This is a genomic window from Microbispora hainanensis (assembly GCF_036186745.1).
Lineage (GTDB): Bacteria > Actinomycetota > Actinomycetes > Streptosporangiales > Streptosporangiaceae > Microbispora.
Genome location: NZ_CP108086.1, coordinates 5,124,405 through 5,150,388, shown reverse-complemented (window position 1 = coordinate 5,150,388; position 25,984 = coordinate 5,124,405). Strand labels below are relative to the sequence as shown.

Genomic DNA, 25,984 nt, shown 5'->3' with positions numbered 1-25,984 from the left:
CCCTTTTGGGGCGGACGGGGGAAAGCGCGCGGCAGGCGAGCACCCGCGGGCAGGGCGGGGCGAAAGCACCGATCAGCGCGGAGGCGCGCCGCGGGCGAGCCGGGGGCGCGGGGCGCCGCAGACGACTCGGTGGGCCCGGGAAGCGGGCCCACCGGCGGTGGCTCAGGTCGTGATGGGGATCAGTGCTCGTCGTGGCGACGGCGCCAGCGCTCCTCCATGCGCTCCATGAAGCTCTGGCGCTGGGGACGGCGGCCGCGGCCGCGGGCCGTCGGCGGGGAGTCACCGAACCCGTTCATGCGCTTCCAGCTCGACAGGCCCCACAGGCAGGTTGCCAGCATGACCACGAAGCCGGCGGCACCGAGCCAGATCTGGGCCGCGACGGCGCCGACCATCAGCAGGACCACGCCGAGTGCGAAGCCTATGGAGGCCTTCACCAGGCGGCGCTTGTAGTGGCTGCGCGGATCGCTGATCCGTACGGTGTTCGCCCACTTCGGGTCCTCGGCATAGAGGGCCTGCTCGATCTGGTCGAGCAAGCGCTGCTCGTGCTCAGACAGCGGCACGGCGCCTCCCAAGGACGGCCCCATTCAGGGGAAGACGGCAACGGACGACACGGGGTGTCCGAACCTCGCGGTCGGTTATCCCCAGAATACGAGGCCTCAGACGTAGGCGAAAGAAAACGTCCAACGCGGTCCAAACCGGAGGTGACGTCATAGACCTATTGGACCAAACGGACGCCGAACAAGCGATGCCGGTTTCACCGCGTCCGGACCGAAGCGGCGGGCCGCCCGGTCCATGGCCTGTTCGGCCTCCCGCCAGCCGGTCTCCCGCTCCCCCAGGCCGAGCTGACGCGTCGCCGCGGCGGCCGGGATCAGGTTCTCCACACGCACGCCGACCAGCCGCAACCGCACCCGCTCCAGCCCGGCGGCCTCGTAGAGCTCGCATGATGTGTCGAAAATCTCCTTCGCGACGTCGGTCGCCTCGCGCAGCGTACGCGACCGGGTGATGGTCGTGAAGTCGGATCGTCGGAGTTTGACGCTGACCGTGCGGCCGACATGCCCACCGGCCCGCAGGCGCGCGGCGACCCGCTCCGACAGCCGCAGCAGCTCACGCCTGATCGTCTCAGGGTCGTCGACGTCGTGCGGGAACGTCTCCTCGTTGCCGATGCTCTTGTCGGGCGCGTGCGGCACCACCCGGCGGTCGTCGCGTCCCCAGGCGAGGGCCGCCAGGTGCGCGCCGACGGCGCCGAACTCACGCTGGAGCGTCGCCACCGGCACCTGGGCCAGGTCGCCCACGGTGCGGATGCCGAGCCGTACGAGGGCCTGCTCGGTGCGCTCTCCCACGCCCCACAGGGCGGCGACGGGCAGCGGGTGCAGGAACTCCACGACGCGGTCGGCCGGGACCACGAGCAGGCCGTCCGGCTTGCACTGGCGCGAGGCGAGCTTGGCCACGAACTTCGTGCTCGCCACCCCCACCGAGCAGGTGATGCCGAACCGCTCGGCCACCTGGGCGCGGATCATGCGGGCGATGGCCGCGGGGCTGCCGAGCCTGCGGCGGGCCCCGCCCACGTCGAGGAACGCCTCGTCGGACGCGATCGGCTCGACTTCCGGGGTGATCGACTGGAAGATCTCCATCACGCCGCGGGACACCTCGGCGTACTTCGCGTGGCGGGGCGGGATGACCGTGGCCTGCGGGCAGATGCGCCGGGCCCGGGTCATCGGCATCGCCGAGTGGACCCCGAACCTGCGGGCCTCGTAGGTGGCGCTCAGCACGACCCCGCGCGCGCCGGTGGCGCCGACGATGACCGGGGTGCCCCGCAGCTCCGGACGGTCGAGCAGCTCGACGCTGGCGTAGAAGGCGTCCATGTCCACATGGAGGATGGGGCAGCCGCTGTCGTCGGCCGGGCCGTCCGGCGGTGGCGACGGATCCCGAGGCAGCAGCTGATTCCGGGACATGAGGTCACCCTACCCGACCACCACGCTATCCGAACATCTTTTCTACTGACGATAGGCGATGACGTGGATCTGGGTGGCGATGTCGCGGAGCACGGGATGGGTGGCCGCCGCCCGCTCCAGCGCCACGAGGCCCTCGGGGTCGCTCTCGGCCAGCATGCCCGGCACGAGGTCGGCGAAGATCCGCACGCCCTGCACCTCGCCGACGGTGAACCCGGCGCCGGACAGCAGCTCGCCCAGCGTCTCACGGGAGAAGCGGCGCGGCGTGGGGTCGCGGTCGCCCCAGCGGCCCGCCGGGTCGGACAGCACCCGGCGCGCCTCGTCGAAGTGGCCGGCCAGCGAGCGGTGGACGGCCGCGGCGACCGAGTTGGCGGCCAGCACGCTCACCACGCCGCCGGGCCGCAGGATGCCGCCGACCGCGCCCAGCGCACCCGCCGGGTCCTCGACGTACTCCAGCACGCTGTGACACAGCACCAGGTCGGCGCTGCCGGGCGCCAGCAGGTCGCCGAGGTCGGCGGCGTCGCCCTGCAGGCCCTTCACGCCGACGCCCGTCTCGGCGGCGCGGCGCTCCAGTGCGGCCAGCGAGTCGGGGGTCGAGTCGACCACCGTCACGGTGTGCCCGAGCGTGGCCAGCGGCACGGCGAAACCGCCCGTGCCACCGCCGGCGTCGACGATGTCGAGCGTCTCGCGCCCGGTGGCGGCCGTCCGCTCGGCCAGGAGCGCGCGCAGCGCCTCCCAGACGACGGCGCGGCGTGTGGCGTCACGCACTTGCGGCCTCCCTGTCGGGCCTCTCGGAGCTGTCGGCCTCCCGGACCGCCTTGGCCGCCCGGGATGCCGGGCCGCCGGTCGGGCCGAGGGACCGTGGGATCAGAGCGAAAGCGAGGGCTTGAGCTGCTTGAAGCGGGCCAGCAGCCCGTTGACGAACTGCGGCGACTCGTCGGTCGACAGCTCCGCGGCCAGATGCACCCACTCGCTGATGACCACGCCCTCCGGAACCTCCTCCGACCACAGCATCTCGTAGGTCCCGCCGCGCAGGACGTTGCGGTCCACGGCCGGCATGCGCTCCAGGGTCCAGCCCTCGGCGTACGTCGAGATCAGCTCGTCGATGCGGTCCAGATGCCGGACCACGCCCTCGACGATGAAGGAGGTGTACTCGTTGACCGGCGGGTCGGCCCGCTCAACCCGCTCGGCGAGCACGTTGAGCGGGCTCAGCTGCCGGGCCTCGGCCTCGAAGAGAATGTCCAGCGCGCGGCGGCGGGCCTTCCCCCGAGCCGACACGTCAGGCCCGACCGAGGTACTCGCCGGTGCGAGTGTCGACCTTGACCTTCTCGCCGGTCGTGATGAAGAGCGGGACCTTGATCTCGGCACCGGTCTCCAGGGTGGCGGGCTTGGTGCCGCCGGTGGAGCGGTCGCCCTGCAGGCCCGGCTCGGTGTGCGAGATCGTCAGCTCGACGGCCGCCGGGAGGTCGACGTACAGCGGGTTGCCCTCGTTGAACGCGACGGTCGCGGTCGTGTTCTCCAGCATGTAGTTGGCCGCGGTGCCCACCACGTCGCGCGGGACGTTGACCATGTCGTAGGTCTCGGTGTCCATGAACACGAAGTCGTCGCCGTCGAGGTAGGAGTACTGCATGTCGCGCTTGTCGACGTTCGCCACGTCGACCTTCACGCCGGCGTTGAAGGTCTTGTCCACGACCTTGCCGGACAGGATGTTCTTGAGCTTGGTGCGGACGAACGCGCCGCCCTTACCCGGCTTGACGTGCTGGAACTCGACAACGGTCCACAGCTCCCCACCGTCGAGCTTGAGCACGAGTCCGTTCTTCAGGTCGTTCGTCGTCGCCACGTAGCGTCTCCCGCGTGCGGCTGCCCTACAGGACGAGCAGCTCCTTGGTCGTCAGTGTGAGAAGCTCCGGCCCGTCAGCACGCGTCACAAGCGTGTCCTCGATGCGCACACCGCCCCTGCCCGGAAGATAGACCCCCGGCTCGACGGTGATCGGAACTCGATCCTCTAGTCTACCGGTCTTGCCAGGGCCCAGGAACGGCAGCTCGTGGATCTCCAGGCCGACTCCGTGACCCAGCCCGTGACCGAACCGCTCGGCGTGACCCGCCTCGGCGATCACGTCGCGCGCGGCGGCGTCCACCTCGTGCGCCGTCGCCCCCGCCCGTACGGCGTGGCGGCCCGCGCGCTGGGCCTGCCGTACGAGGTCGTGGAGGTCGCGCTGCCAGGCGGCGGGCGGACCCACCGCGACCGTGCGGGTCATGTCCGCGTGATAACCGTCATAACGGGCGCCGAAGTCCATGGTCACCAGGTCGCCCCGCTCGACCGGCCGGTCGGAGGGCGAGTGGTGCGGGATCGAGCCGTTGGGGCCGCTCGCCACGATGGAGTCGAAGGCCGGCTTGTCGGCGCCGAGCTCGACCATCGCGGCCTCCAGCCACCGGGCGATCTGCCGCTCGGTGACGCCGGGGGCGATGCGCTCCACGACCAGCGAGAACGCCTCGTCGGTGATCGCGCAGGCGCGGCGCAGCGCGGCGATCTCCCCTTCGTCCTTCACGGACCTGACGGCCTCCACGAGGCCGCCGGCCGGATGGAGGGCGGCATGCTCGGCGGCCAGCCGCTGGAACAGCCCCACCGGCATGTGGTCGGCCTCCACCGCGATCCGCGCCGCGGCGGGCACGCGGCCGAGCAGGGCCCCCGCGACGTCACGCTCCTGCGTCACCTCGATGCCCGAGCACACCGCCTGTGCCGTCTCCAGGTAACGCGAGTCGGTGGCGAGCGCGGCCTCACCCGTCGCAGTGACGAGCACGGCGGCGTTGGAGCTGCTCAGGCCGGTCAGGTAGCGGACGTTGACCGGCCAGGTGACCAGGGCGGCGGCCGCGTCGTGCTCGGGGAGCGCCGCGGCCAGCCGCGCGCGGCGGGATTCGTACGTCACGTCCCGGACTTTACGCCCACCCGGCGGCACTCACACGCCGCGGCCGAGGAGGCCGCGGGGCCCGAGCCCACCGAGATCGTCGAGCGGGGCGGGCCGCCAGGCGTGCGGGCAGGGACGACCTTGCAACGTATGCCGCTCACGCGAGGTGACCCGCCCGGCATGCACCCGTGCCGTCCACGCGGGTGAGCCGTGGCGGCGCGGCGCGGGCCGCCCAGGCGACGCGGGCGGCCCAGACGCTCACGAGGCGCGGGCAGGTCAGGCGGCGCGGGCGGCTCAGGCGGCCATGTCCTTGATCTTCTCGATGAGCTTGACGCGCTCCTCATGCGTGGGGGCCATGGGTGCGACGTTGAGCGTGGTGACCCCGGCCTCGCGCAGCGCGGCCAGCCGCTCCCGCACGTGGCCCTCCGAGCCGACCAGGGACACCCGCTCCAGCAGCTCCCTGGGCACCAGCGCCTCGGCCTCCTTCTTCCTGCCCTCCAGGTAGAGGTCCTGGATCTGCTCGGCCTCCTTCTCGTAGCCGTAGCGGCGGGCGAGGTCGTTGTAGAAGTTCCTGCCCTTGGCGCCCATGCCGCCGATGTAGAGGGCGGCCATGGAACGGCCCAGCTCAAGCACGCCCTCGACATCGTCGCCGATCGCGAGCACGGCCTGCGCGATCACGTCCAGCTCGCCGAGAGCGGGGTCCCTGCGCTCGCGGCCGGCGGCCAGCGAGGGGCCCCACACCTCGCCTGCCTTCTCCGGCATGTAGAAGATCGGCTCCCAGCCCTCGGCCAGCTCGGCGGCGAGCTCCACGTTCTTCGGCCCGATGGCGGCGATCACGATCGGGACGCGCTCGCGCACCGGGTGGTTGATCAGCTTGAGCGGCTTGCCGAGGCCGGTGCCGCCCTCCAGGGGCAGCGTGTAGTGCTTGCCGGAATACTCCAGCCGCTCGCGCCGCCACACCTTGCGGCAGATCTCGATCACCTCGCGGGTGCGGCCGAGCGGCGCGGTGTACGGCACGCCGTGGAAGCCCTCGATCACCTGCGGGCCGGAGGCGCCGATGCCGAGGGTGAACCGCCCGTCGGAGACGTAGTCGAGGCCGGCGGCCGTCATGGCCAGCAGGGCCGGCGTGCGGGAGTAGATCGGCAGGATGCCCGAGGCGATCTGCAGCCGCTCGGTCCTCGCCGCGATGTAACCGAGCTGGCTGACGGCGTCGAAGCTGTACGCCTCGGCCACGAACACGATGTCGAGCCCGGCCTTCTCGTAGTCGGCCAGCTCGGCGACGGTCTCCTTGAAGCCCCCCGAGTAGTTGAGGGCCATACCGATCCGCATCCGCTTCGTCCTTCCGCGCGTGAACCCGCCAGTAACCGAATGATGTTCCACACTCGGGTCCCAAGGCTAGCCAGCCGGAAGGGCCGTGACCACCGTCAGGCGCGGCGGCCGACGCCTCCGAGCACCGGCAGGAAGCCGCCGCGCAACGGCAGCGCGTCGAGCTCGGGGCGCCACTCGTTCAGCGGCACCGTGCCCGGCTCGACCAAGTCGAAGCCGTCGAAGAACCGGGCGATCCGCGCCGCCGGCCTGGCCTCGAAGGGCGCGTTGGCCCTGCCGTACACGCCGCCCGCGGCGGCCATCGCCTCCGGAACGGGGTCGGAGCAGGCGTGCGAGATGACGATGTGGCTTCCGGAGGGAAGCACTTCGCGGTAGGCCGCCACGATCCCCTCCGGGTCCTCCTCGTCCGGCACGAAGTGGAGGCAGGCCACCAGCAGCAGCGCGACGGGCCGGTCGAAGGCGATACCGGCCGCCGACGCCGCGGCGACGATCTCCTCGGGCCCGCGCAGGTCGCCCTCCAGGAAGCGCACCCGCGGATCGCCCTCCAGCAGTGCCCGCGCGTGCGCCGCCACCACCGCGTCGTTGTCCACGTACGTCACGAGCGAGTCGGGCGCGTGCTCCAGCGCGATCTCGTGGACGTTGCCCTGCGTCGGCAGCCCGGCGCCCAGGTCGAGGAACTGGCGGATGCCGCACTCGGCCGCCAGGTAGCGCACGGCCCGGCCGAGGAACGCGCGGTTCTCCCGCACGGCCTCCCGTACGTGCCCCTCGGACAGCTCGATGATCCGCTCGGCCGCCGCCCGGTCGGCCGGGAAATGGTTCTTGCCGCCCAGGTAGTAGTCGTACATGCGGGCGACGTTGGGCTGAGTGACGTCGAACCCGGGCGCCTGCTCCGTCATGACAACGCTCCCTGCTCCGCCGGACTGCTTTTGCGATCATTGTGACGGAGCTCACCATCGGCGGCGAATCGGGCAAATCACTCCTTGCTGAGTCGCCGCAGGTCATCCGGGGTGTCGATATCCGCAGGAGCGCCCACGTCGTCGCAGGGCACGGCCGTCACCAGCTCCGGGTGCGCGCGCAGGAAGGGCCGCGCGCCCACGTCGCCCTCGGCGAGCGCGGCCACCTCCGCCAGGTGCTCGCGCGCGACGAGCACCGGGTTGCGCGGCGCTCCGCCGTACGCCGCGACGGCGACACGGGCGCCCGCCTCGAACGCGGCGATCAGCCGGCGCACCGCCTCGGGCCGCACCAGCGGCTGGTCGGCCAGCGCGATCACCACGGCGGGGGCGGACGGCGGCAGCGCGCGCAGCCCGGCCCGCAGCGACGACCCCATGCCGGACGCCCACCCGGGATTGCGCACGACGACCGCGCCCGCGACCGGCACGTCGGCGGCCCCGAGCACGATCAGCACCGGGCGGCACCCGCCCTCGGCCAGCAGCCGCACCCCGCGGTCGGCCAGCCGCTCCCCCTCGAACTCCACCAGCGCCTTCGGCATGCCGAGCCGGCTGCCGCCCCCGGCGGCCAGCAGCAGCCCCGCGACCGCCGCGCCGCTCACCGCGGCTCGCCGTGGATGCGCCCCGACGTCTCGCTGAGCGGCCTGCCGGTGCCGCCCCAGCGAAGCCGGATCAGCTCGGCCGCGATCGACACGGCCGTCTCCTCCGGCGTACGCGCCCCGAGGTCGAGCCCGATCGGCGACCTCAGCCGGGCCAGCTCGTCCTCGGTCAGGCCCGCCTCGCGCAGCCGCGCCAGCCGGTCCTCGTGCGTGCGCCGCGACCCCATCGCCCCGACGTACGCCGCGGGGGTGCGCAGCGCCACCTCCAGCAGCGGCACGTCGAACTTCGGGTCGTGGGTGAGCACGCAGATCACGGTGCGCTCGTCGACCTCGACGCCGGACAGATAGTCGTGCGGCCAGGCCACCACGACCTCGTCGGCCTCGGGGAACCGCTTGGCCGTGGCGAAGACCGGCCGCGCGTCGCACACGACCACGTGGTAGCCGAGGAAGCGCCCGATCCGCGCCACGGCAGCGGCGAAGTCGATCGCGCCGAAGACCAGCATGCGCGGCGGCGGCGCGAACGACTGCACGAACACCCGCAGGTCGTCCAGCCGCCGCTCGCCCTCGGGGCCGTAGCGCCGCACGCCGGTCAGGCCCTGCGCGAGCATGCCGCGCACGTCGTCGTCCACCGCGTCGTCGAGCCGGGCCGAGCCGAGCGAGCCCGCCGCCCGGTCCGGCCAGACCACGCGCCGCGCCCCCACGCGTCCGGGGCCCGCGACGATCGTGGCCACGGCGACCGGACGCCGCGCGGCGACGTCCGCGGCGACCTCTCCGAGCTGCGGATAGTCCTGTCTGGAGACCGGCTCCACGAACACGTCGATGATCCCGCCGCAGGTGAGGCCGACCGCGAAGGCGTCGTCGTCGCTCACGCCGTACCGCTCCAGCACCGGCGTCCCGGTCGCGACGACCTGCGCGGCGAGCTCGTAGACCGCTCCCTCGACGCAGCCGCCCGACACGCTGCCGGCCGCTTCGCCGTCGAGGACGGCCATGGCCGCGCCGGGCGGGCGCGGCGCGCTGCGGAAGGTCTCGACGACGGTGGCGAGGCCGAACCGCCGCCCCTGCTCCCACCAGCGCAGCACCTGGTCGAGCACGTCACGCATCGGCCCCTCCCCTCCCCCCGGCCCGCACGGGCCGGTCGCCGGCCAGCAGCGCGGCCAGCTCCTCGTACGCGGCCAGGCTGTGCCCCGCGACGAAGTCCGTCACATAGGGCAGCGCCGCGCGGATGCCCGCGGTGAGCGGCCGGTACGCCGGGTCGCCCTTGTGCGGGTTGACCCACACGACGCGGCGGGCCAGCCGGGACAGCCGGGCCATCTGCACGCCCAGCAGGCCCGCCTCGCCCCGCTCCCAGCCGTCGGAGGCGATCACGACGATCGCGCCCCGGGGATCGGGCAGGCGCAGCAGCGCCCGCACCTCCTCCCCCAGCCGGGTGCCGCCGCTCCAGTCCGGGATGGCCGCCGAGCACTCGTCCATGGCGTGGCCGGGGTCGCGATGGCGCAGCGCGGCGGTGATCCTGGTGAGCCGGGTGCCGATGCTGAACACCTCGGTCGCCCGCGGCTCCGCGCGCACCAGCGCGTGGGCGAAGCGCAGCAGCGTGTCGGCGTAGGCGGCCATCGAGCCGCTGACGTCCACGAGCATGACGACCCGCCGCGGCCGTTCCCGGCGCACGCGGCGGCGCAGCCGCGCCGGTTCCCCGCCGTGCCGAAGGATCTCCCTGACCGTGCGCCGCGCGTCGATCGCGCCGCCGTGGGGCGACGGGCGGTGGCGGCGCGTCCTGCGCGGCTGCCGCGCACCGCGCAGCAGCGCGAGCAGGCGGTGCACCTGCCGCCGCTCGGCCTCGCTCATCCGCGCCACGTCCCGGTGCCGCAGCACCTCGATCTCGCTCGCCGTGGCCGGGGGCGCGCCCTGCTCGTCACCCTGCTCGCCCGTCGTTTCCCGCTCCCTTCCGCCGTACGGCGACGCCACCGGGCGGGTCACGGACACGGTCATCGCGCGTACGCGGTGCGGCGGGGCGGAGGCGGCGGAGAAGTAGGCCGCGAAGCAGTGGTCGTAGCGCGCCAGGTCGTCGGGCCCGGCGCACAGGGTGAGACGGCCGGCCCAGTAGACGTCCCGCCCGTCGGCGGCGTCGAGGTGGCCGAGCGCGGCCAGGAAGGTCCGCGTGCGATGGTGGTCGGCCGCGACCCCCGCGGCCCGCAGCGTGCGGACGAACCCGGTCAGCACCGCGACCGGTTCGGGGCCGCCGGGCGGCGCGAGCGGGCCCGTGCGGCGGCCGGTCACGGGGGCGTCGTCAGCCACGGCCGCCGTCCGGCGTGAGCAGCCCCCGGGCGCGGACGGTCTCCTGGTCCTCCCGGTGCTTGAGCACCGCGCCCAGCGTCGCGGCGGCCAGGGCCGGATCGAGCTCGACCGCGCCGAGCGTGAGCAGCGCCTCGGCCCAGTCGAGGGTCTCGGCGATGCCCGGCGGCTTGACCAGGCCCGCCTCGCGCATCCGGCCCGCCGTCCGCGCCACGTCGGCCGCGAGCCGCTCCGCGCATCCGGGCAGGCGCCGCCGCAGGATCGCCACCTCCCGGTCGAACCCGGGGTGCTCCAGCCAGTGATACAGACAGCGCCGTTTGAGGGCGTCGTGCACCTCGCGGGTGCGGTTGGAGGTCAGGACGACGACCGGCGGGGTCGCCGCGCGGATCGTCCCGATCTCCGGCACCGAGATCGTGAAGTCGGACAGCACCTCCAGCAGGAACGCCTCGAACTCGTCGTCGGCCCGGTCGATCTCGTCCACCAGCAGCACGCTGGGCTGGGTCTCCAGTGCCCGCAGCAGCGGCCTCGCGATGAGGAACCGCCGGCCGTAGATCTCGCCCTCCAGCGCGGCGACGTCGGCCGCGCCCGCCGCCTCGGCCGCCTTGAGATGCAGAAGCTGCCGGGGGAAGTCCCAGTCGTACAACGCCTGCGCCGCGTCGAGCCCCTCGTGGCACTGCAACCTGATCAGCGGCGCGCCGAGGATCGCCGCCAGCGTCTTGGCCAGCTCGGTCTTGCCGACGCCCGCCTCGCCTTCCAGGAACAGCGGTCTGCCCATCTTCAGGGCGAGGTAGGCCGCGGTCGTCACGCCCTCGTCGGCCAGGTAGTCATGGTGGTCGAGCAACTCCGCCAGCGTCGCCGGCGCGTCGAGGTCCGAGATCGTGGTCGTCCGCCGCAGCACACGGCCAGGCTACGTGGCGGCGTTCCGCGAGGCTCTGGCCGATTCCACCAAAGCCGGACGGGCCGGGTGGGGTCGCGTCACCACGATCGCACAGACCCGTCCGGTCCTACTCCGGATCAGTGCCGAGCACGGCGTCCAGCAGGCCGGGGAAGCGGTCGTCGAGGTCCTCCCTGCGCAGGCTCACGTATCGCTGCCTGCCCTCGGGCACGTTGCGGACGACACCGGCCTCACGGAGGGTCTTCAGGTGGTGCGACAGCGTCGACTTCGGCACCTCTCCTCCCGTGGGCTGGCACGCGGCCACCTCCAGCGGCCCCTGCGCGAGCCGCCGTACGAGCGCCAGCCGCGAAGGGTCGCTGAGCGCGAACAGCACGTCGGTCAGCACCAGGCTCGCGGCGTCGGGGTGGGGCAGGTCCCGGGTTCCAGGCATAGTTCGATAATAGTTGAACTATCGCGCGCCGCGCCGTACGGCGTGACGACCCGGAACGCACCGCCACCCCGGCCTCGTCCTCCTCATGGCCGCCCGGGAGCGTACGGCCCGAGCCGGCTCAGCGCTCGCCGCGCAGGGCTTCGGCGGAGTAGCCCGCGATCTCCTGGTATCGCTGGGAGATCGCGGCCAGCTCCTCCACCTTGATCACGTCGTCGATGGACTCGAACGGCCGGTCGCCGGTCCCCTGCCACACCTCGCGGATGATCACGTCCGGCGGCATGCTCCGGTTGGCCAGCACGACCTGCGCCGTCACGGGCCACGTTCGACGCCGAGGTGGTGCACAACTTCCGCGACATCGGCGCCTCCATCGCGTCCGGCTACCCGGTGGACGGGATGATCGTGATCCCGTGCAGCGTCAAGACGCTCGGCGCAATCGCCTCGGGCGTGTCGGAGAACCTGCTGGTGCGGGCCGCCGACGTGACCCTCAAGGAACGCCGGCGGCTCGTGCTGTGCGTGCGCGAGACGCCGCTGCACCTGGGACACCTGTGGGCGATGGTCACCGCGACCGAGATCGGCGCGATCATCGCACCCCCGATGCCTGCCTTCTACTCCAATCCGGAGTCGCTGGACGACGTGGTGGACCACATCGTGGCCCGGGCGCTGTCGCTGATCGGCGTGCACGTGCCCGCCGCGCCACCGTGGCAGGGCACCCCCGCCTCGGCGACGCGTACCGGCGATCAGGAGCGGCCCGGCGACGCGGACCCGGCGACCGTGCTGGGACGTCCCGCCTGGTAGGCCGCCCGCCCATTGGTTCGGCAGAGGCCCGGACGAGCGGGTGGTCCCGCAGCGCTCAGGCCCGGCACCGTTCAGATCAGGCACCGTTCAGGTCCGGCAGCGCTTAGGTCCGCGGCACCGTTCAGGTCCGGCAGCGCTTAGGTCCGCGGCACCGTTCAGGTCCGGCAGCGCTTAGGTCCGCGGCACCGTTCAGGTCAGGCACCGTTCAGGTCAGGCACCGTTTAGGTTCGGCGCATGACCGATGATCGGAGCCTGCCCCGGCCCGGCTGCCTCAGCGGCTCGCCCGCCGGGCGGGCGCTGGCCGCCGAGCTGGAGGCCCGCTGGGCCGAACCGCACCGGCGCTATCACACAACGGCCCACCTGCGGGCGGTCCTGGCCGCGATCGAGCCGCTCGCCGCCCAGGCCCGGGACGCCGACGCCGTACGGCTGGCCGCGTGGTTCCACGACGCCGTCTACGAGGGGCGGCCCGGGTGGGACGAGGAGCGCAGCGCCCAGCTCGCCCAGGCCCGGCTGCCCGCCTGCGGCCTGCCCGCGGAGCGGGTGCGCGAGGTGGCCCGGCTCGTACGGCTCACGGCGGGGCACGCCTACGAGCCCGGCGACGTGAACGCGGCCGTCCTGTGCGACGCCGATCTGGCGATCCTCGCGGCGCCGCCCGGCGCCTACGAGGCGTACGCGAGAGCCGTACGCGAGGAGTATCGGCACGTGCCGGACGAGGCGTTCCGGATCGGACGTGCCGGGGTGCTGCGGGAGTTGCTCGGCAAGCCCCGCCTGTTCGGCACTCCGGTGGGCAGGGACCTGTGGGAGGCGCGGGCCCGCGAGAACGTCGCCGCCGAGCTGGCCGCGCTCTGACCAGCGCACGCACACGGCGGGTCGCCGGCCGACGCCTTTACGATGTAGATCAAGCGCGGGTCTTCGGGCGGCGCAGGCCGGACGCGCGCAGGCGGCGCACCAGCTCCTGGCTGCCGACGGGCTCGGCACCGAGGAACACGGCCCGGTCGTAGACCGTCTCCGGCACGTCGTAGTGGTCCCGGTCGAAGGCGCGCTCTGGCACGCCGAGCAGGCGGGCGAAGTCGTGCAGCTCCTCCAGCGAGGAGTCGCTGACCAGATGGGACCACAGCAGGCCCCGGGGTCCCGGCCAGTTCGGCCGGTCGATCAGCACCGCCATGCGCCCCTCCCCCGGGCCCGTCGCACGACCCGCGGCGGCGGAGCACCCGACCGCGCTGCGGGTCCGGGGGTCGTCCCCCGTGTCGTCCCGGGTGAGCATAGTGCGCGGCCCCGACCGGCATCCCGCCGCCCGCCCCCCGGGATACGGCAGCCGACGCCGCGACCGAGGAACCCCGATCGGATCCGGAATCAGAGCGAATTCGCAGGGGAATCGGCGCGGAATTCGGAGCGCGTCCGGCCGGACCCGGCTCGAATTCGGACCGGAATCAGCGCGGACCCGATGCGGGCCCAGCGCGGATTCCGGGCGAATTCAGCGCGGCTCAAGGGCGGATTCCAGGCGGGATGACAGATCGCCGGATAACGCGCCGGCAACCCCCGTGGACCGCCCCAGCGGGGATCGCCGTCCTAGCACTTCCCCGCAACGCGCTTACATTTGGGACAGCATTTGAACTTGCGGTGGTTTGTGCATCGATAAGTGCACCTGGGCGGCTTCGGGTTCGTGTAGGCATCGCCGGGAGCCGCCCGCGTGACGGTCGCGTCACCCACGCCCGCCGATGCGGGAGACGCCGTGGCCGGCCAGAGCGCGATCGTGCCGAGCAGCGCCGAGCCGACGATGATGCTCAATCGCCCACCTCGCATGACCTTTCCCCTCTCCATTAAGCCGCGACGCGGCGGTTTGGGCTATTTCTCCCTCATTGTCCAAATTTGCTACGAGAGGCGTCCAGCCCGTCGCCCGCCATCGCGCATGATCCAGGGAAAATCCGATGCGAATCCGGATGCGGCGATTGGCAGGGATCGACGAATGAGGGGCCGGTTCGGCTCCGGCATGGCCCCCGGTTTCCACCGACGTGGGATCTACGTCTGCACGATGGACCTCACCGGGCCGGGCCCGATTCCCCGGCGGCTTCGCCCGCACGTCCCGCGCTTTCGCCATGCCGACCGTGCGGCGGCCGCAAAATGTCCGTCCGGCCACGGCATGGAAAGCGCCCCGACCCGGCAAAGACCCGCATAGTCCCCGTCTGGGCGGCAACCGTCGGGAGCCAGGGTCACAGGAGGCAGGGGTCACGGGAGAAGACGATGGCTGCACGAACTGTCCGGTCCGTTACCGCGCTCGCGGCGGCGGCCGTGCTGACGGCGGCGCTGCTCGCCGGCTGCGGCGGCGGCACGACCACCGTCGTCCCGGTGTCCGGCGGCGCGGCCAGCCCGGTGGCCGGGGGTGCCGCCGTGGCCGGCCCGGCGGCGGTCGCCACGCCGACCGCCGCCGAGACCGAGGACGACTCGCCATGCCCGACCGGCGGCAACGTCAAGAAGTTCGCCAAGACGCGGTTCGCACTGCACGCGGGTCTCGCACTCGGCGCCTTCCACCGCTACATCTACAAACCGCTACGCAGCGGCGGCTTCAAGGCCGGGGCCGACAAGCGCAAGCGCACGATCGCCAAGGCCGCGATCGCCGGCGTCTTCGCCCTGCACCAGCTGAAGGTCGCCAAGCGCTTCGCCAGGGCCAATCCGACCCTGTGCAGGGCCGTCGAGGGCGTCAGCTCCCGTTTCAAGACGCTGGCAGGCAAACTGCACGACGGCACCGCCACGCCGGCCGACATCGCCGCAGGCAAGAGCTCGATCGACGGCCTGCAGCGCGACGCGTTGCGGACCGGCTACAAGTTCAAGGAGCAGAACGTCACCATCCCCGGGTGAGCCGCGGATGACGATGCCGCCGGCGCGCGCCGGTCAGCCCGTACGTGAACGTCTGCGGTGCCGCGCGCAGCAGACCGTGGTGGTCGACGCCGTTCATCCAGTCCTGTTCCATCAGCCGGGCATAGGCCGCCCGCTCGTCCTCGGTCATCTCCGGCAGGTCCTTCTCGGCGGGGAAGCCGAGACCGCTGATGATGTAGACGCCGACGACGTTGTCCGGCGCCGCCTTGGCCAGCTCCGGGGCGACGTAGGCCCCGAAGTCCCGGCCCTGCGTGCCGTAGCGCTCAGGTGGCACGCCGGCTCGGCGCCGCCGCGGGGAGCGTCGAGCCGATCGACGACCACAGCTGCCGCCTGCGCGGGTGGGCCGACACCCTGGAGTGGCTCGCGTCGCGTCTGCTCATGCTCGGCTGCGCGTTCGAGGTGCACGAGCCGCCGGAACTGCGGGCGTATCTGCGCGAGCTGAGCGCCCGTGCCGCTCGCGCCGCGACACCCGGCGATTAACCCATTGACTTGGTAGGAAATGTGGGCAACGCTGGTGGCGAACCCTTCGTCGTCAACAGCGAGGTGTGTCCATGTCCGTCGTCGAACTCCAGGGCGAGTTAGGAGGCGAGTTAGGAGGCGCGGTCCGGGCGGATCCCCGGCCGCGTCCCCGCTCCGCCACGGCCCGCGGCCCGCGGAGGGGGTGGCACAGGTGGATCAGTCCCCTCGTCGTCGTGCTGCTGTGGCAGCTCGCCAGCACGCTCGGGCTGCTGCCCGCCCGGTTGCTCGCCGCCCCGTCGCAGATCGCCGTGACCGCGCTCGACCTGGTGGGCTCGGGGACGCTGCCCACGGCGATCGCGGTGTCCCTCGAACGGGTGCTCCTCGGCTTCGCCGCCGGCGCGGTCGCGGGCGTCGGCCTCGCGCTGGTCGCCGGGCTGAGCCGGGCGGGTGAAAACGCCGTCGACCCGCTCATGCAGATGCTCCGGGCCCTGCCGTTCTTCGGCCTGATCCCGCTGTTCATCCTCTGGTTCGGGATCGGGGAGACGCCCAAGGTGCTGCTGGTGGCGCTCGCCGTCTCCTTCCCGCTCTACCTCAACACGTTCTCGGGCATCCGGGGCGTGGACGGCAAGCTCGCCGAGGTCGCCCGTACGCTGCGGCTCGGCCGGGCCGCGCTCGTACGGCACATCGTGCTGCCCGGCGCGCTCCCCCAGACGCTCGTCGGGCTGCGGCAGAGCCTCGGAGTGGCCTGGCTGGCGCTGATCGTGGCCGAGCAGGTCAACGCCGACGCCGGCCTCGGCTACATGATCAACGACGCGCGGGAGTTCCTGCGTACCGACGTGATCGTGGTCGGCCTTCTCGTCTACAGCGCGCTCGGCCTGCTCACCGACGCCCTGGTCCGGCTCCTGGAAAGGAGGGCGCTGGTATGGCGGCGCGAGTTCCTGTCCCGGTGAGCGGCCCGGTGAGCGGCCCGGTGAGCGGCCCGGTGAGCGGCCCGGTGAGCGGCCCGGTGAACAGCACAGTGAACAGCACCGTGAACAGCGCGGTGACCGGCGCGGCGGACACCCCCGTGAACGGCACGGTGACCGGCGCTGCGGACGCCCCGGTGAACGGCACGGCAAGCGGCACGGCGGTGGCCACCGTACGCGGGCTCACCCGGCGTTTCGGCGACCGCACCGTGCTCGACGCCCTCGACCTCACGATCGGACGCGGCGAGTTCGTCGCGCTCCTCGGCCGCAGCGGCTCGGGCAAATCCACGCTGCTGCGCGCGCTCGCCGGCCTGGACGAGGAGGTCGAGGGCCGCCTGGAGGTGGACGGCTCGGTGGCCGTGGCCTTCCAGGAGCCCCGGCTGGTGCCGTGGAAGCGGGTGCGCGACAACCTCACGCTGGGCCTCGACGCGCCCGACCCGGCCGCCCGGGCGGAGGCGGCACTGGCCGAGGTGGGCCTGACCGACCGCGCGCGAGCCTGGCCGCTGACCTTGTCCGGCGGCGAGGCGCAGCGGGCGAGCCTGGCCCGCGCGCTCGTCCGCGAGCCGAGGCTGCTGCTGCTCGACGAGCCGTTCAGCGCGCTCGACGCGCTGACCCGGATCACCGTGCACCGCCTGGTGCTCGACCTGTGGGCGGCGCACGGCCCGGCCGTGCTGCTGGTGACCCACGACGTGGACGAGGCGCTGCTGCTGGCCGACCGGATCCTGGTGCTCGACGGCGGACGCCTCGCCCACGAGTGGGCCGTCACCGCGCCGCGCCCCCGGCACCGCGACCACCCCGACCTGCTCACCCTGCGCGCGGCCCTGCTGTCCGCGCTGGGCGTCACCCCGGAGGGACCCGCATGACCAGGAGACCGCTCGCCGCGCTGCTGATCGTCCTGGCGGCCGTCACGGCCTGCTCCTCGACGGGACAAAGCACGTCAGGAGGGAACGACGGGCAGGCCACGGGCCGCGTCACCCTCCGGGTCGGCGACCAGAAGGCCGGCTCGGAGGCCCTGCTCAAGGCCGCGGGGCTGCTCGACGGCACCTCCTACGCGATCACGTTCTCGCAGTTCACCTCGGGGCCGCCGCTGCTGGAGGCGGTCAACGCCGGGGCGGTCGACATCGGCGGCGTCGGCAACACCCCGCCCGTCTTCGCCGCCGCCGCGGGCTCGAAGATCAAGATCGTCGCCGCGTACCGGCAGAGCGCCAAGGGGTCGGCGATCCTCGTCCCCAGCGGGTCCGCGATCACCTCTCCGGCCCAGCTCAAGGGCAAGAAGGTCGCGGTGGCCAAGGGTAGCTCCGCCCACTACCACCTGCTGGCCGTCCTGAAGAAGGAGGGCCTGTCGTTCAAGGACATCCAGCCGCAGTATCTCCAGCCCGCCGACGCCCTGGCGGCGTTCTCGTCCGGCACCGTCGACGCCTGGGCCATCTGGGACCCCTTCACCTCGCAGGCCGAGATCCAGCACAAGGCGCGGCTGCTGGTCGACGGCGCGGGCATCGTCAACGGGCTGAACTTCCAGGTGGCCGCTCCCGCCGCGCTCGACGACCCGGGCAGGCGGGCCGCGATCGACGACTTCCTCACCCGTCTCGCCAAGGCGCGGAACTGGGCCGCCGGCCATCTGGACGAGTGGGCGAAGGTGTGGGCGCAGGAGACGGGCCTGCCGGTCGAGGTGGCGAACGCCGCCGTCGCCAACGCCGTGGCCACCCCGATCGTGATCGACGACGCGGTCGTCGCCTCGGAACAGGAGATCGCCGACGCGTTCACCGCCGAGGGCCTCGTGCCGGGCGCCATCACCTTCTCCCAGTTCGTCGACGACCGCTTCAACGACGTCGTCAGGAAGGCGCAGCAATGAGATTCCACTGGTTCCTGCCCACCTCGGGCGACGGCCGCTCCATCACCGGCGGCGGCCACGGCCTGGCGCGCCGGCACGGCCAGGCGAGGGCCGCCGTGTCCCGGCCGCCGACGGTCGACTACCTGGCACAGGTGGCCCGCGCGGCCGAACAGGCCGGGTTCGAGGCGGTGCTCACCCCCACGGGCACCTACTGCGAGGACGCCTGGCTGGTCACCGCCGCGCTCACCCAGGTGACGACCCGGCTGAAGTTCCTGGTCGCGTTCCGGCCGGGGGCGCTGTCCCCGACGCTCGCGGCGCAGATGGCCGCCACCTACCAGCGGATCTCCGGCGGCCGGCTGCTGCTGAACGTGGTGACCGGTGGTGAGGCGGCCGAGCAGCGGCGGTTCGGCGACCACCTGGGCAAGGACGAGCGGTACGCGCGGACCTCCGAGTTCCTGTCGATCGTGCGCGGCGCCTGGGACGGTCCGTTCGACTTCAGAGGCAACTATTACGAGGTCGAGGGGGCGACGGTCGCCGAGCGGCCCGACCCCGTGCCCGAGCTGTACTTCGGCGGCTCCTCGGCCGCCGCGGGCCCGGTCGCGGCCCGGCACGTGGACGTCTATCTCACCTGGGGCGAGCCGCCGTCCCAGGTCGCGGCCAAGCTCGACTGGATGCGCGAGCTGGCCGCCGCCGAGGGCCGCACGCTGCGCTTCGGCATCCGGCTGCACGTGATAACCAGGGACACCTCCAAGGAGGCGTGGGCGGAGGCCGGGCGGCTGCTCGACCAGATCTCCCCCGAGGACATCGCGTCGGCGCGGGCGATCCTGTCCCGCAGCGAGTCGGTCGGCCAGCAGCGGATGCTCGCCCTTCACGAGGGCTTCCGCGGCGGCAGGGCCAGGGACCTGGAGATCCACCCCGGACTGTGGGCGGGGGTCGGCCTGGTGCGCGGCGGCGCGGGCACCGCGCTCGTCGGCAGCCACGCCGAGGTCGCCGATCTCGTGGAGGAGTACGCCTCACTCGGCGTGGAGGAGTTCGTCCTGTCGGGCTATCCGCACCTGGAGGAGGCCTTCTGGTTCGGCGAGGGCGTGCTGCCCGAGCTGCGCCGCCGCGGTGTGCTCGGCGCCGGCGAGCCCGTACGGCTCAGCGCCTGACGGCGTCACCCGCCGCGGCTCCATGGCCGTGGCAGGAGGCCCGTGACAGAGGCCCTGTGACAGGAGGCCCCGTGACGGAAGGTCTCGTCACAAGCGGTCAGGAGCCCCGCCGTCCAACGGGCGGTCCGGCCCCCGTCGCCGTCAGAGGCGGTCGGGGGCCTCGCCGCGTTCGCGGATCAGGGCGGTGAGCTGGGCCACCGCCCGCCGCGATCGTTTCCGCTCGGTGCTCTGGATGCCCATCGCCCCCAGGCTGACCCCGTTCGCGAGGTCCAGCTTGGGCCAGGGGTCGCCCTCCACCATGGTGACGTCCAGCACCTCGGCCCACTCGAAGCGGTGGACCCGCAGGGCGTTCACCACCGTGATCCCCTTCTCGTCGGCCGTGACCCGCAGGCGGCCGAGCAGGTGGAGCACGCACGCCACCGCCACGCCGAACACCACCATGCCCACCCGGTCCGGCAGCCCGAACTGCTCGGGCAGGCCGACGGCGAGCAGGATCGAGCCGATCACCATCACCGCCGCCATGCCGTACGCGATGATCGTCGTGATGCGGGGACGCCACGTGACGGGCAGCGGCGGCGCGCTCTCAGGCATGACGACCCCCGCGAGCCGGCACGGCGAGGCGGCGTACGGCGTCCCCGGCCTGCGGGACCGTGGGCGGATACTGCGTGATCACCAGTCAAGTCTTCCCGGCTCGGCGCTGCGGATGCGAGGGCCGCGGCTTCGAGGCTGTGGCTTCAAGGCTGTGGCTTCAAGGCTGGGGCTTCGAGGCCGCGGCTTCGCGGACTGCGGTTCAGGTGACCGGGCGAGGTCGGCCGGCGAGGCCGCGGAGGAGGAGGGCGGTCTCCAGGGCGGCGATCGTCGCCTCATACCCCTTGTCCTCCTTGCTGCCCGGCACGCCGGACCGGTCAACCGCTTGATCAAGGGTGTCACAGGTGAGCACCCCGTTGCCCACCGGGGTCGACTCGTCGAGCGAGACCCTGGTCAGTCCCGCGGTCACCGAGTCGCAGACGTAGTCGAAGTGGGCCGTCTCCCCCCGGATCACCACGCCGAGCGCGACGACGGCGTCGCAACGCCGTGCCAGGGCCTGCGCGACCACCGGGATCTCCAGCGACCCGGCCACACGGGCCGTGACGACGGCCGCGCCGCTGTCGCGCGCCGCCTGCTCCGCCCGCGCGAGCAACTGGTCGGTGATCTTCTCGTGCCACCGGGCCGCGACGATGCCGACGGTCAGCCCGCCCGCGTCCACCGCCGCCGCGTCCGGTCGTCCGACGCCGCTCATGAGGCCTCCTTGCCGAAGTGTTCGCCGTGGATGTCGCGGGGCACGTCGCCCGAGATCTCGTGACCGAGCCGGTCACGCTTGGCGGTCAGATACTTCTCGTTGTAGGGGTTCATCGCCACCGGCATGGGCTCGCGGCCCAGGACCTTGATGCCGTACCCGTCCATGCCCCGCACCTTGGCCGGGTTGTTGGTCAGCAGCCGCACCGACTTCACGCCGAGGTCGGCGAGCATCTGCCCGGCGTTGGAGAACTCCCGGGCGTCCACCGGAAGCCCCAGCTCCAGGTTGGCGTCGACGGTGTCGCTGCCGTTGTCCTGCAGGCTGTAGGCCCGCAGCTTGGCCAGCAGGCCGATGCCGCGTCCCTCGTGGCCGCGCAGGTAGACGATCACGCCGCGCCCGTTCTCGGCGATCATGCGCATGGCGGTGTCGAGCTGCACGCCGCAGTCGCAGCGCAGCGAGCCGAGCACGTCGCCGGTGAGGCATTCCGAGTGCGCCCGGACGAGCACGTTCTCGCCGTCCTCGATGTCGCCGTACACCAGCGCGACGTGCTCGCCGCCGTCGAGCGCGCTGGCGTAGCCGTACGCCCGCCAGACGCCGTAGCGGTTGGGGATGCGCGTCTCGGCGACCCTGGTGACCATGCTCTCGGACCTGCGGCGGTGCTCGATGAGCTGCTCGATCGACACGAGCGCGAGGTCGTGCTCGTCGGCGAACTCGCGCAGGCGGGGCAGGCGGGCCATCGTGCCGTCGTCGTTGACAATCTCGGCGAGCGCGCCGGCCGGGGTCAGCCCGGCGAGCCTGGCGAGGTCGACCGACGCCTCGGTGTGCCCGGGCCGCGCCAGCACGCCGCCCTCGCGGTAACGCAGCGGGAAGATGTGCCCCGGCCGGACCAGCTCGTACGGCTCGGTGGCCGAGTCGCACAGCGTCCTGATCGTCTTGGCCCGGTCGGCGGCGGAGATGCCCGTGGTCACCCCGTCCCTGGCGTCCACGCTGATCGTGTACGCGGTGCGCAGGCGTTCGCGGTTGTCCTGCACCATCAGCGGCAGGCCGAGCCGGTCGAGCGTGGCGCCCTCCATGCCGACGCAGATGACGCCGCTCGTGTAGCGGATCATGAAGGCGACCAGCTCCGGCGTGGCCTTCGACGCCGCGAAGATGAGGTCGCCCTCGTTCTCACGGTTCTCGTTGTCCACCACCACGACGGGCTTGCCGTCCCTGATGTCGTTGACGGCCCGCTCGATCGGATCCAGCCTGATCCCGCTCATGGGACGCCTTCCCTCACTCATGCGGTCACCGCCCGCAACCCGCGCGACTGGCGCAGCCAGTCACGGAACCCGATCATCACCATCACGAAGAACAGTCCGTAGACGAGGCCGGAGACCACCAGCCCGGAGCTGAACGCCAGCGGAACCCCCACGAGGTCCACGGCGACCCAGATGATCCAGAAGTCGACCAGCGCCTTGCCCTGCGCCCAGGTCGCCACCGCGCTGCCGACGAAGATGTAGGCGTCCGGCCACGGCGCCCAGGAGATGTTCCAGCCCCGGGAGTTGAGGAAGGTGAACAGCAGCGCGACCGCGACCGTCCCGGCGATCATGACGGCCACGAGCGCCCCGCGCTCCCGGACGCGCGCCGAGCGGATCGGCAGCTCCGCGCCGCCGCGGGTGCCGCGCGACCACTTCACCCAGCCGTAGACCGCGAGGATGCCGAACAGCGCCTGCTTGAGCGCGTTGCCGGTGATGTGCGCGCTGAACGACGCCACGAACAGCAGCACGGAGCCGACGAGCTGCACCGGCCAGGTCCAGATCGTCTTCTTGATCGCGAGCCACACCGTGCCCAGCGCGCACACGTTGCCCACCAGGTCGGTCCACAGGACGTGCTGCCCCAAGACGTCGAACCCGGCCTCCGTCCAGCTCATGCCGAGGCCCCCTTGGCGGTCGCCGCGGTGAGCTTCTCGACATACTTGGCGATCACGTCGACCTCGAGGTTGACCGGCTCGCCCGGCTGCTTGCGGCCGAGCGTGGTGAGGTCGAGGGTGGTGGGGATCAGGCTGACGGAGAAGGTGTCGTCCGTCACGGCGGCCACGGTGAGGCTGACGCCGTCCACCGCGATCGAGCCCTTCTCGACGACATAGCGGGCGAGGTTCGCGGGCAGCGAGAGCCGCACGACCTCCCAGTGCTCGCCGGGCTCGCGCGACAGCACCTCCCCGGTCCCGTCCACGTGGCCCTGCACGATGTGCCCGCCGAGCCGCTGGTCGGCGCGTACGGCACGCTCCAGGTTGACCCGTGAGCCGGGGCGCAGCGCCCCGAGCGACGACCGGTCGAGGGTCTCCTTCATCACGTCGGCGGTGAAGGAGTCCCCCTCCGCGCCGGCCACCGTGAGGCAGACGCCGTTGACGGCGATCGAGTCGCCGTGCCGGGCGTCGGCGGTGACGAGCGGGCCGCGCACCGTGAGGCGCGCGGAGTCGCCCAGCGGTTCGAGTGCCACGACCTCGCCGAGCTCCTCGACGATTCCGGTGAACATTCAGCTCTCCTTAGGGGACTGCGGGGCGGAGGACTTGGGCCGCAGGACCAGCCTCAGGTCCGGCCCGACAGGGGTGACGCCGGCGAACTCCAGCCGGTGGATCTCGGTGATCGTGGAGGCGCCCGCGGGGCCGAGCGCGGCCGCCCCCGCACCCAGCAGGGCCGGGGCGAGGTAGCCGACGACCCGGTCGACCAGGCCCTCCCGGAGGAAGGCGCCGGCGAGGACGGGCCCGCCTTCGATCAGCACGCTCACGACCTGCCTGCCGTGCAACTCGGCCAGGAGGGCGCGCAGGTCGATCCCGCCGGGGACGCGCGGGAGCCGTACGGCGTGGGGGGACAGATGGGCGGGGACGGCCGCGTCCTCGGCCACGGCGACCAGCGTGGGGGCCTCGCCGTCCAGGACGCGGGCGGCGGCCGGGGTGCGGGCGCCGGAGTCCACGACCACGCGCAGCACGGGCGCCTCGCGGAGCGGGGCGGGGACGCGGGCGGTGAGCCGGGGGTCGTCGGCGAGCACGGTGCCGATCCCGGCGATCACGGCGTCGCTCTCGGCCCGCAGCCGGTGCACGTCGGCCCTGGCCTCGGGCGAGGTGATCCACTGGCTGGTGCCGTCCTCTGCCGCCGAGCGGCCGTCCACGGTGGCGGCGAACTTCCAGGTCACGTACGGCCGGCCGGCCCGGACGTAGGTCAGCCAGGCGGCGTTGACCTCCTCGGCCTCGGCGGTCAGCACGCCCTCGTCCACCACCACGCCGTGCTCCCGCAGGACGGCGGCGCCGCCCGCGGCCTTCGGGTTGGGATCGGAGACGGCGACGACGACCCGGGCCACGCCCGCCTTGAGGAGGGCGGCGGAGCAGGGGCCGGTCCTGCCGGTGTGGTTGCAGGGCTCCAGCGTCACGTAGGCCGTGCCGCCCCTGGCCCGTTCGCCGGCCTCGCGCAGCGCCACGACCTCGGCGTGCGGCCCTCCGGCGTAGGCGTGGAAGCCCTCGCCCGCGACCTCGCCCGACGGATCGAGGATCACACAGCCGACGACGGGGTTGGGACTGGTGCCGCCCAGTCCCCGGGCGGCGAGCGCGATCGCGCGCCGCATGTGAAGGATGTCCCGTGAGGTCACCCCGGTCTTCCTCTCGCCGTTGTCTACGGCGGGCCCCGGGGTTGTTCGGGATGCGGCCTCGCATCATCTGCACGGACGGCCTCGCTCCGGCGCGGCCACACGGCCGCCCGGCGGCACCACGACCGCCCGTTCGCGCGCTTCCTCCCATCCGGACTTTCACCGTCGGTCCTGGAATCTCACCAGGTCCACCGGCCGATGGCTTCGGCCGGGTCGCGGACTTCACCCCTGGGGGCAGGGATGTCACCGCCGGTTCGGAATTACACCGACCCCGGAGCACGCTGCTCTGCTACCCGTCAGTGTAGCCGTGCCCGGCTCGTGGCCCGAAGGTGGGATTGGGGTGATCTGCGGCACACGCTTAGCAGTTGCGTTTCGTCTCAGCGGTGTGCGAGTTGTGTCACAAAGCTGTGACACAAAAGGATTTGTGTAATAAGTAGTGTTCCGCGCCACGTATAACGAGGTCAATGCGGTCGCAGGACACAAGGTGATTTACTTTGCACAACGAAGCAAGCAAGCGGCGAACTACCCGCCTCAAGTGATTGACCCCCGCAAAATTAGTTGCCAGGGTTCCCTATAGTCGGATCTCTTCCGATCGTTAATGGTCCATCCGGGAGCACCGCACCATGACGTTCCCCTCCTCGACCGCGACCGACGCCGGCGCGGAGTCCGCGGACGCCGCGGACGCCGCGGGCACGGCCGGTTCCGGTCCCGCCGTCGTCGGCCGCTCGCCCGGCCAGCTCATGTGGCGCCGCTTCCGGCGCGACAAAACGGGCGTGGCATCGGCCATCATCGTGCTCGCGTTCTTCCTGATCGCGTTGCTGGCTCCCGTGATCTCCGCGCTGTACGGCAAGGATCCGTACACGACCTACGGGCAGAACCAGCCCGGCCTGCTGAACGACTTCGGCTACCCGATCGCGCCCAACGGCGGCATCAGCGGCGACTTCTGGTTCGGCCTGGAGCCCGGCCTGGGTCGCGACGTGTTCACGCAGCTCGTGTACGGCATCCGCACCTCGCTGAGCATCGCCCTCGTCGTGACGGTGATCACCACCATCATCGGCGTCGCGATGGGCATCACCTCCGGCTACCTCGGCGGCAAGACCGACTACGTGATCGGGCGGGTCATCGACACGCTGCTCGCCTTCCCCTCGCAGCTCTTCCTGATCGTGTTCCTGCCGGTCGTCGAGGCCGCGATCGTGCTGCCCGAGGAGGAGACGCCCGTCTGGCTGCGCTACGTGTCCATCTGCGTCGTCCTCACCGTCCTCGGCTGGGCCACGATCGCCCGGTTGCTCCGCGCACAGGTGCTGTCGCTGCGGGCGCGCGAGTTCGTCGAGGCCGCCCGCGTCACCGGCGCGTCGCCGTTCAGGGTGATCTTCAAAGAGCTTCTGCCCAACCTCTGGACTCCGATCATCATCCAGTCCACGCTCGCGCTCCCGCTGTACGTGGGCGCCGAGGCCGGTCTCGGCTTCCTGGGCGTCGGCATGACGGAGCCCACCCCCGACTGGGGCCGGATGTTCCAGGTGGGAGTGAACGTCTACCACTCCGACGTGACCTACCTCCTGTTCCCCGGCGTCTCGATGCTGATCTTCGTGGTCGCCTTCAACCTGCTCGGGGACTCCATTCGCGACGCCTTCGACCCCAAGACAAAGCGCTGACCACACGCGCTCTCCCCCATAG

The 25,984-nt window shown here is 72.5% G+C and carries 31 protein-coding genes and 1 riboswitch; of the genes, 9 read left to right on the top strand and 22 right to left on the bottom strand.

The annotated features are described in order from the left end of the window. Nucleotides 1-179: 179 nt before the first annotated feature. From OHB01_RS24100 to OHB01_RS24035, 14 genes are all read right to left on the bottom strand, one after another. Complete coding sequence (locus OHB01_RS24100; RefSeq protein ID WP_142645008.1) at nt 180-560, bottom strand: DUF3040 domain-containing protein; 381 nt, start codon at nt 558-560, stop codon at nt 180-182. A 147-nt stretch (nt 561-707) separates the two neighbouring features. After that, nucleotides 708-1,952 (bottom strand): DNA polymerase IV, encoded by a 1,245-nt coding sequence (locus OHB01_RS24095; RefSeq protein ID WP_142645007.1) that lies wholly within the window; start codon nt 1,950-1,952, stop codon nt 708-710. A gap of 42 nt (nt 1,953-1,994) precedes the next feature. After that, entirely contained in the window at nt 1,995-2,717 is a 723-nt protein-coding gene (locus OHB01_RS24090) for a methyltransferase domain-containing protein (protein WP_142645006.1), read from the bottom strand. 99 nt (nt 2,718-2,816) lie between these two features. Next, the gene (nusB, locus tag OHB01_RS24085; protein WP_142645005.1) at nt 2,817-3,227 is read right to left on the bottom strand and encodes a transcription antitermination factor NusB; all 411 of its coding nucleotides are present in this window, start codon (nt 3,225-3,227) and stop codon (nt 2,817-2,819) included. Nucleotide 3,228: 1 nt separating this feature from the next. Then, nucleotides 3,229-3,789 (bottom strand): elongation factor P, encoded by a 561-nt coding sequence (efp, locus tag OHB01_RS24080; protein WP_142645004.1) that lies wholly within the window; start codon nt 3,787-3,789, stop codon nt 3,229-3,231. Nucleotides 3,790-3,814: 25 nt separating this feature from the next. Continuing rightward, nucleotides 3,815-4,876, bottom strand: a complete 1,062-nt coding sequence (locus tag OHB01_RS24075; RefSeq protein ID WP_142645003.1) for a M24 family metallopeptidase — start codon at nt 4,874-4,876, stop codon at nt 3,815-3,817. A gap of 273 nt (nt 4,877-5,149) precedes the next feature. Continuing rightward, nucleotides 5,150-6,184, bottom strand: a complete 1,035-nt coding sequence (locus OHB01_RS24070) for an LLM class F420-dependent oxidoreductase (protein WP_142645002.1) — start codon at nt 6,182-6,184, stop codon at nt 5,150-5,152. A gap of 95 nt (nt 6,185-6,279) precedes the next feature. Beyond that, on the bottom strand, nt 6,280-7,077 hold the full coding sequence (locus OHB01_RS24065; protein ID WP_147942195.1) for an SAM-dependent methyltransferase: 798 nt from the start codon (nt 7,075-7,077) through the stop codon (nt 6,280-6,282). 77 nt (nt 7,078-7,154) lie between these two features. Continuing rightward, a complete protein-coding gene (locus OHB01_RS24060; RefSeq protein WP_260617016.1) occupies nt 7,155-7,730 on the bottom strand; it encodes a nucleotidyltransferase family protein in 576 nt (191 codons plus the stop codon). Further along, complete coding sequence (locus tag OHB01_RS24055) at nt 7,727-8,827, bottom strand: XdhC family protein (RefSeq protein ID WP_147942196.1); 1,101 nt, start codon at nt 8,825-8,827, stop codon at nt 7,727-7,729. The genes OHB01_RS24060 and OHB01_RS24055 overlap by 4 nt, the downstream gene beginning before the upstream one ends. Continuing rightward, on the bottom strand, nt 8,820-10,019 hold the full coding sequence (locus tag OHB01_RS24050) for a vWA domain-containing protein (protein ID WP_261985612.1): 1,200 nt from the start codon (nt 10,017-10,019) through the stop codon (nt 8,820-8,822). Before OHB01_RS24050 ends, OHB01_RS24055 begins: the two co-directional genes overlap by 8 nt. Next, complete coding sequence (locus tag OHB01_RS24045) at nt 10,012-10,914, bottom strand: AAA family ATPase (protein ID WP_147942197.1); 903 nt, start codon at nt 10,912-10,914, stop codon at nt 10,012-10,014. Before OHB01_RS24045 ends, OHB01_RS24050 begins: the two co-directional genes overlap by 8 nt. A gap of 106 nt (nt 10,915-11,020) precedes the next feature. Beyond that, nucleotides 11,021-11,341, bottom strand: coding sequence for an ArsR/SmtB family transcription factor (locus OHB01_RS24040; RefSeq protein ID WP_142644998.1), 321 nt, complete (start codon nt 11,339-11,341; stop codon nt 11,021-11,023). A gap of 118 nt (nt 11,342-11,459) precedes the next feature. Next, nucleotides 11,460-11,654, bottom strand: a complete 195-nt coding sequence (locus OHB01_RS24035; protein WP_328854008.1) for a hypothetical protein — start codon at nt 11,652-11,654, stop codon at nt 11,460-11,462. A 20-nt stretch (nt 11,655-11,674) separates the two neighbouring features. Here OHB01_RS24035 and OHB01_RS24030 point away from each other — a divergent pair, with 20 nt between their 5' ends. Together OHB01_RS24030 and OHB01_RS24025 are read left to right on the top strand one after the other, a co-directional pair. Continuing rightward, nucleotides 11,675-12,136 (top strand): UbiX family flavin prenyltransferase, encoded by a 462-nt coding sequence (locus OHB01_RS24030; RefSeq protein ID WP_142644996.1) that lies wholly within the window; start codon nt 11,675-11,677, stop codon nt 12,134-12,136. A 234-nt stretch (nt 12,137-12,370) separates the two neighbouring features. After that, entirely contained in the window at nt 12,371-12,985 is a 615-nt protein-coding gene (locus OHB01_RS24025; protein ID WP_142644995.1) for a metal-dependent phosphohydrolase, read from the top strand. Between the two features lie 49 nt (nt 12,986-13,034). Here OHB01_RS24025 and OHB01_RS24020 read toward each other — a convergent pair whose 3' ends face one another. After that, on the bottom strand, nt 13,035-13,301 hold the full coding sequence (locus OHB01_RS24020; protein ID WP_147942199.1) for a DUF4031 domain-containing protein: 267 nt from the start codon (nt 13,299-13,301) through the stop codon (nt 13,035-13,037). A gap of 1,076 nt (nt 13,302-14,377) precedes the next feature. Here OHB01_RS24020 and OHB01_RS24015 point away from each other — a divergent pair. Continuing rightward, nucleotides 14,378-14,992: a hypothetical protein gene (locus OHB01_RS24015; protein WP_147942200.1), complete on the top strand. Its 615-nt coding sequence runs from the start codon at nt 14,378-14,380 to the stop codon at nt 14,990-14,992. Here the strand turns inward: OHB01_RS24015 and OHB01_RS24010 are convergent. Beyond that, on the bottom strand, nt 14,976-15,284 hold the full coding sequence (locus tag OHB01_RS24010) for a hypothetical protein (RefSeq protein ID WP_222709384.1): 309 nt from the start codon (nt 15,282-15,284) through the stop codon (nt 14,976-14,978). The two genes, OHB01_RS24015 and OHB01_RS24010, sit on opposite strands and share 17 nt — an antisense overlap. Here OHB01_RS24010 and OHB01_RS24005 point away from each other — a divergent pair. From OHB01_RS24005 to OHB01_RS23985, 5 genes are all read left to right on the top strand, one after another. After that, nucleotides 15,278-15,490 (top strand): WYL domain-containing protein, encoded by a 213-nt coding sequence (locus tag OHB01_RS24005; protein ID WP_147942201.1) that lies wholly within the window; start codon nt 15,278-15,280, stop codon nt 15,488-15,490. The genes OHB01_RS24010 and OHB01_RS24005 overlap by 7 nt on opposite strands. Nucleotides 15,491-15,561: 71 nt before the next feature. After that, a complete protein-coding gene (locus tag OHB01_RS24000) occupies nt 15,562-16,419 on the top strand; it encodes an ABC transporter permease (protein WP_142644991.1) in 858 nt (285 codons plus the stop codon). Then, nucleotides 16,392-17,297, top strand: a complete 906-nt coding sequence (locus OHB01_RS23995) for an ABC transporter ATP-binding protein (RefSeq protein ID WP_328854007.1) — start codon at nt 16,392-16,394, stop codon at nt 17,295-17,297. Before OHB01_RS24000 ends, OHB01_RS23995 begins: the two co-directional genes overlap by 28 nt. Continuing rightward, nucleotides 17,294-18,286 (top strand): ABC transporter substrate-binding protein, encoded by a 993-nt coding sequence (locus OHB01_RS23990; RefSeq protein ID WP_142644990.1) that lies wholly within the window; start codon nt 17,294-17,296, stop codon nt 18,284-18,286. The genes OHB01_RS23995 and OHB01_RS23990 overlap by 4 nt, the downstream gene beginning before the upstream one ends. Continuing rightward, entirely contained in the window at nt 18,283-19,416 is a 1,134-nt protein-coding gene (locus tag OHB01_RS23985) for an LLM class flavin-dependent oxidoreductase (protein WP_142644989.1), read from the top strand. The genes OHB01_RS23990 and OHB01_RS23985 overlap by 4 nt, the downstream gene beginning before the upstream one ends. A 141-nt stretch (nt 19,417-19,557) precedes the next feature. On the opposite strand, the gene OHB01_RS23980 is transcribed toward OHB01_RS23985, so the two are convergent. The 6 genes from OHB01_RS23980 to ribD all read right to left on the bottom strand — a co-directional run bounded on the left by OHB01_RS23980 (nt 19,558) and on the right by ribD (nt 24,313). After that, entirely contained in the window at nt 19,558-20,007 is a 450-nt protein-coding gene (locus OHB01_RS23980; RefSeq protein WP_142644988.1) for a PH domain-containing protein, read from the bottom strand. A gap of 199 nt (nt 20,008-20,206) precedes the next feature. Then, nucleotides 20,207-20,695 carry a 6,7-dimethyl-8-ribityllumazine synthase gene (gene ribH / locus OHB01_RS23975; protein ID WP_142644987.1) on the bottom strand — a complete coding sequence of 163 codons (489 nt, stop codon included), beginning with the start codon at nt 20,693-20,695 and terminating at the stop codon, nt 20,207-20,209. Continuing rightward, nucleotides 20,692-21,951, bottom strand: coding sequence for a bifunctional 3,4-dihydroxy-2-butanone-4-phosphate synthase/GTP cyclohydrolase II (locus OHB01_RS23970; RefSeq protein ID WP_142644986.1), 1,260 nt, complete (start codon nt 21,949-21,951; stop codon nt 20,692-20,694). The genes ribH and OHB01_RS23970 overlap by 4 nt, the downstream gene beginning before the upstream one ends. A gap of 17 nt (nt 21,952-21,968) precedes the next feature. Beyond that, nucleotides 21,969-22,601: a nicotinamide mononucleotide transporter family protein gene (locus tag OHB01_RS23965; protein WP_142644985.1), complete on the bottom strand. Its 633-nt coding sequence runs from the start codon at nt 22,599-22,601 to the stop codon at nt 21,969-21,971. Continuing rightward, nucleotides 22,598-23,206, bottom strand: a complete 609-nt coding sequence (locus OHB01_RS23960) for a riboflavin synthase (protein ID WP_142644984.1) — start codon at nt 23,204-23,206, stop codon at nt 22,598-22,600. The genes OHB01_RS23965 and OHB01_RS23960 overlap by 4 nt, the downstream gene beginning before the upstream one ends. Continuing rightward, complete coding sequence (gene ribD, locus OHB01_RS23955) at nt 23,207-24,313, bottom strand: bifunctional diaminohydroxyphosphoribosylaminopyrimidine deaminase/5-amino-6-(5-phosphoribosylamino)uracil reductase RibD (RefSeq protein ID WP_260617012.1); 1,107 nt, start codon at nt 24,311-24,313, stop codon at nt 23,207-23,209. Between the two features lie 130 nt (nt 24,314-24,443). Continuing rightward, nucleotides 24,444-24,594: riboswitch (FMN riboswitch) on the bottom strand. Between the two features lie 339 nt (nt 24,595-24,933). Here ribD and OHB01_RS23950 point away from each other — a divergent pair. Next, complete coding sequence (locus tag OHB01_RS23950) at nt 24,934-25,962, top strand: ABC transporter permease (RefSeq protein WP_142644983.1); 1,029 nt, start codon at nt 24,934-24,936, stop codon at nt 25,960-25,962. Nucleotides 25,963-25,984 lie beyond the last annotated feature (22 nt).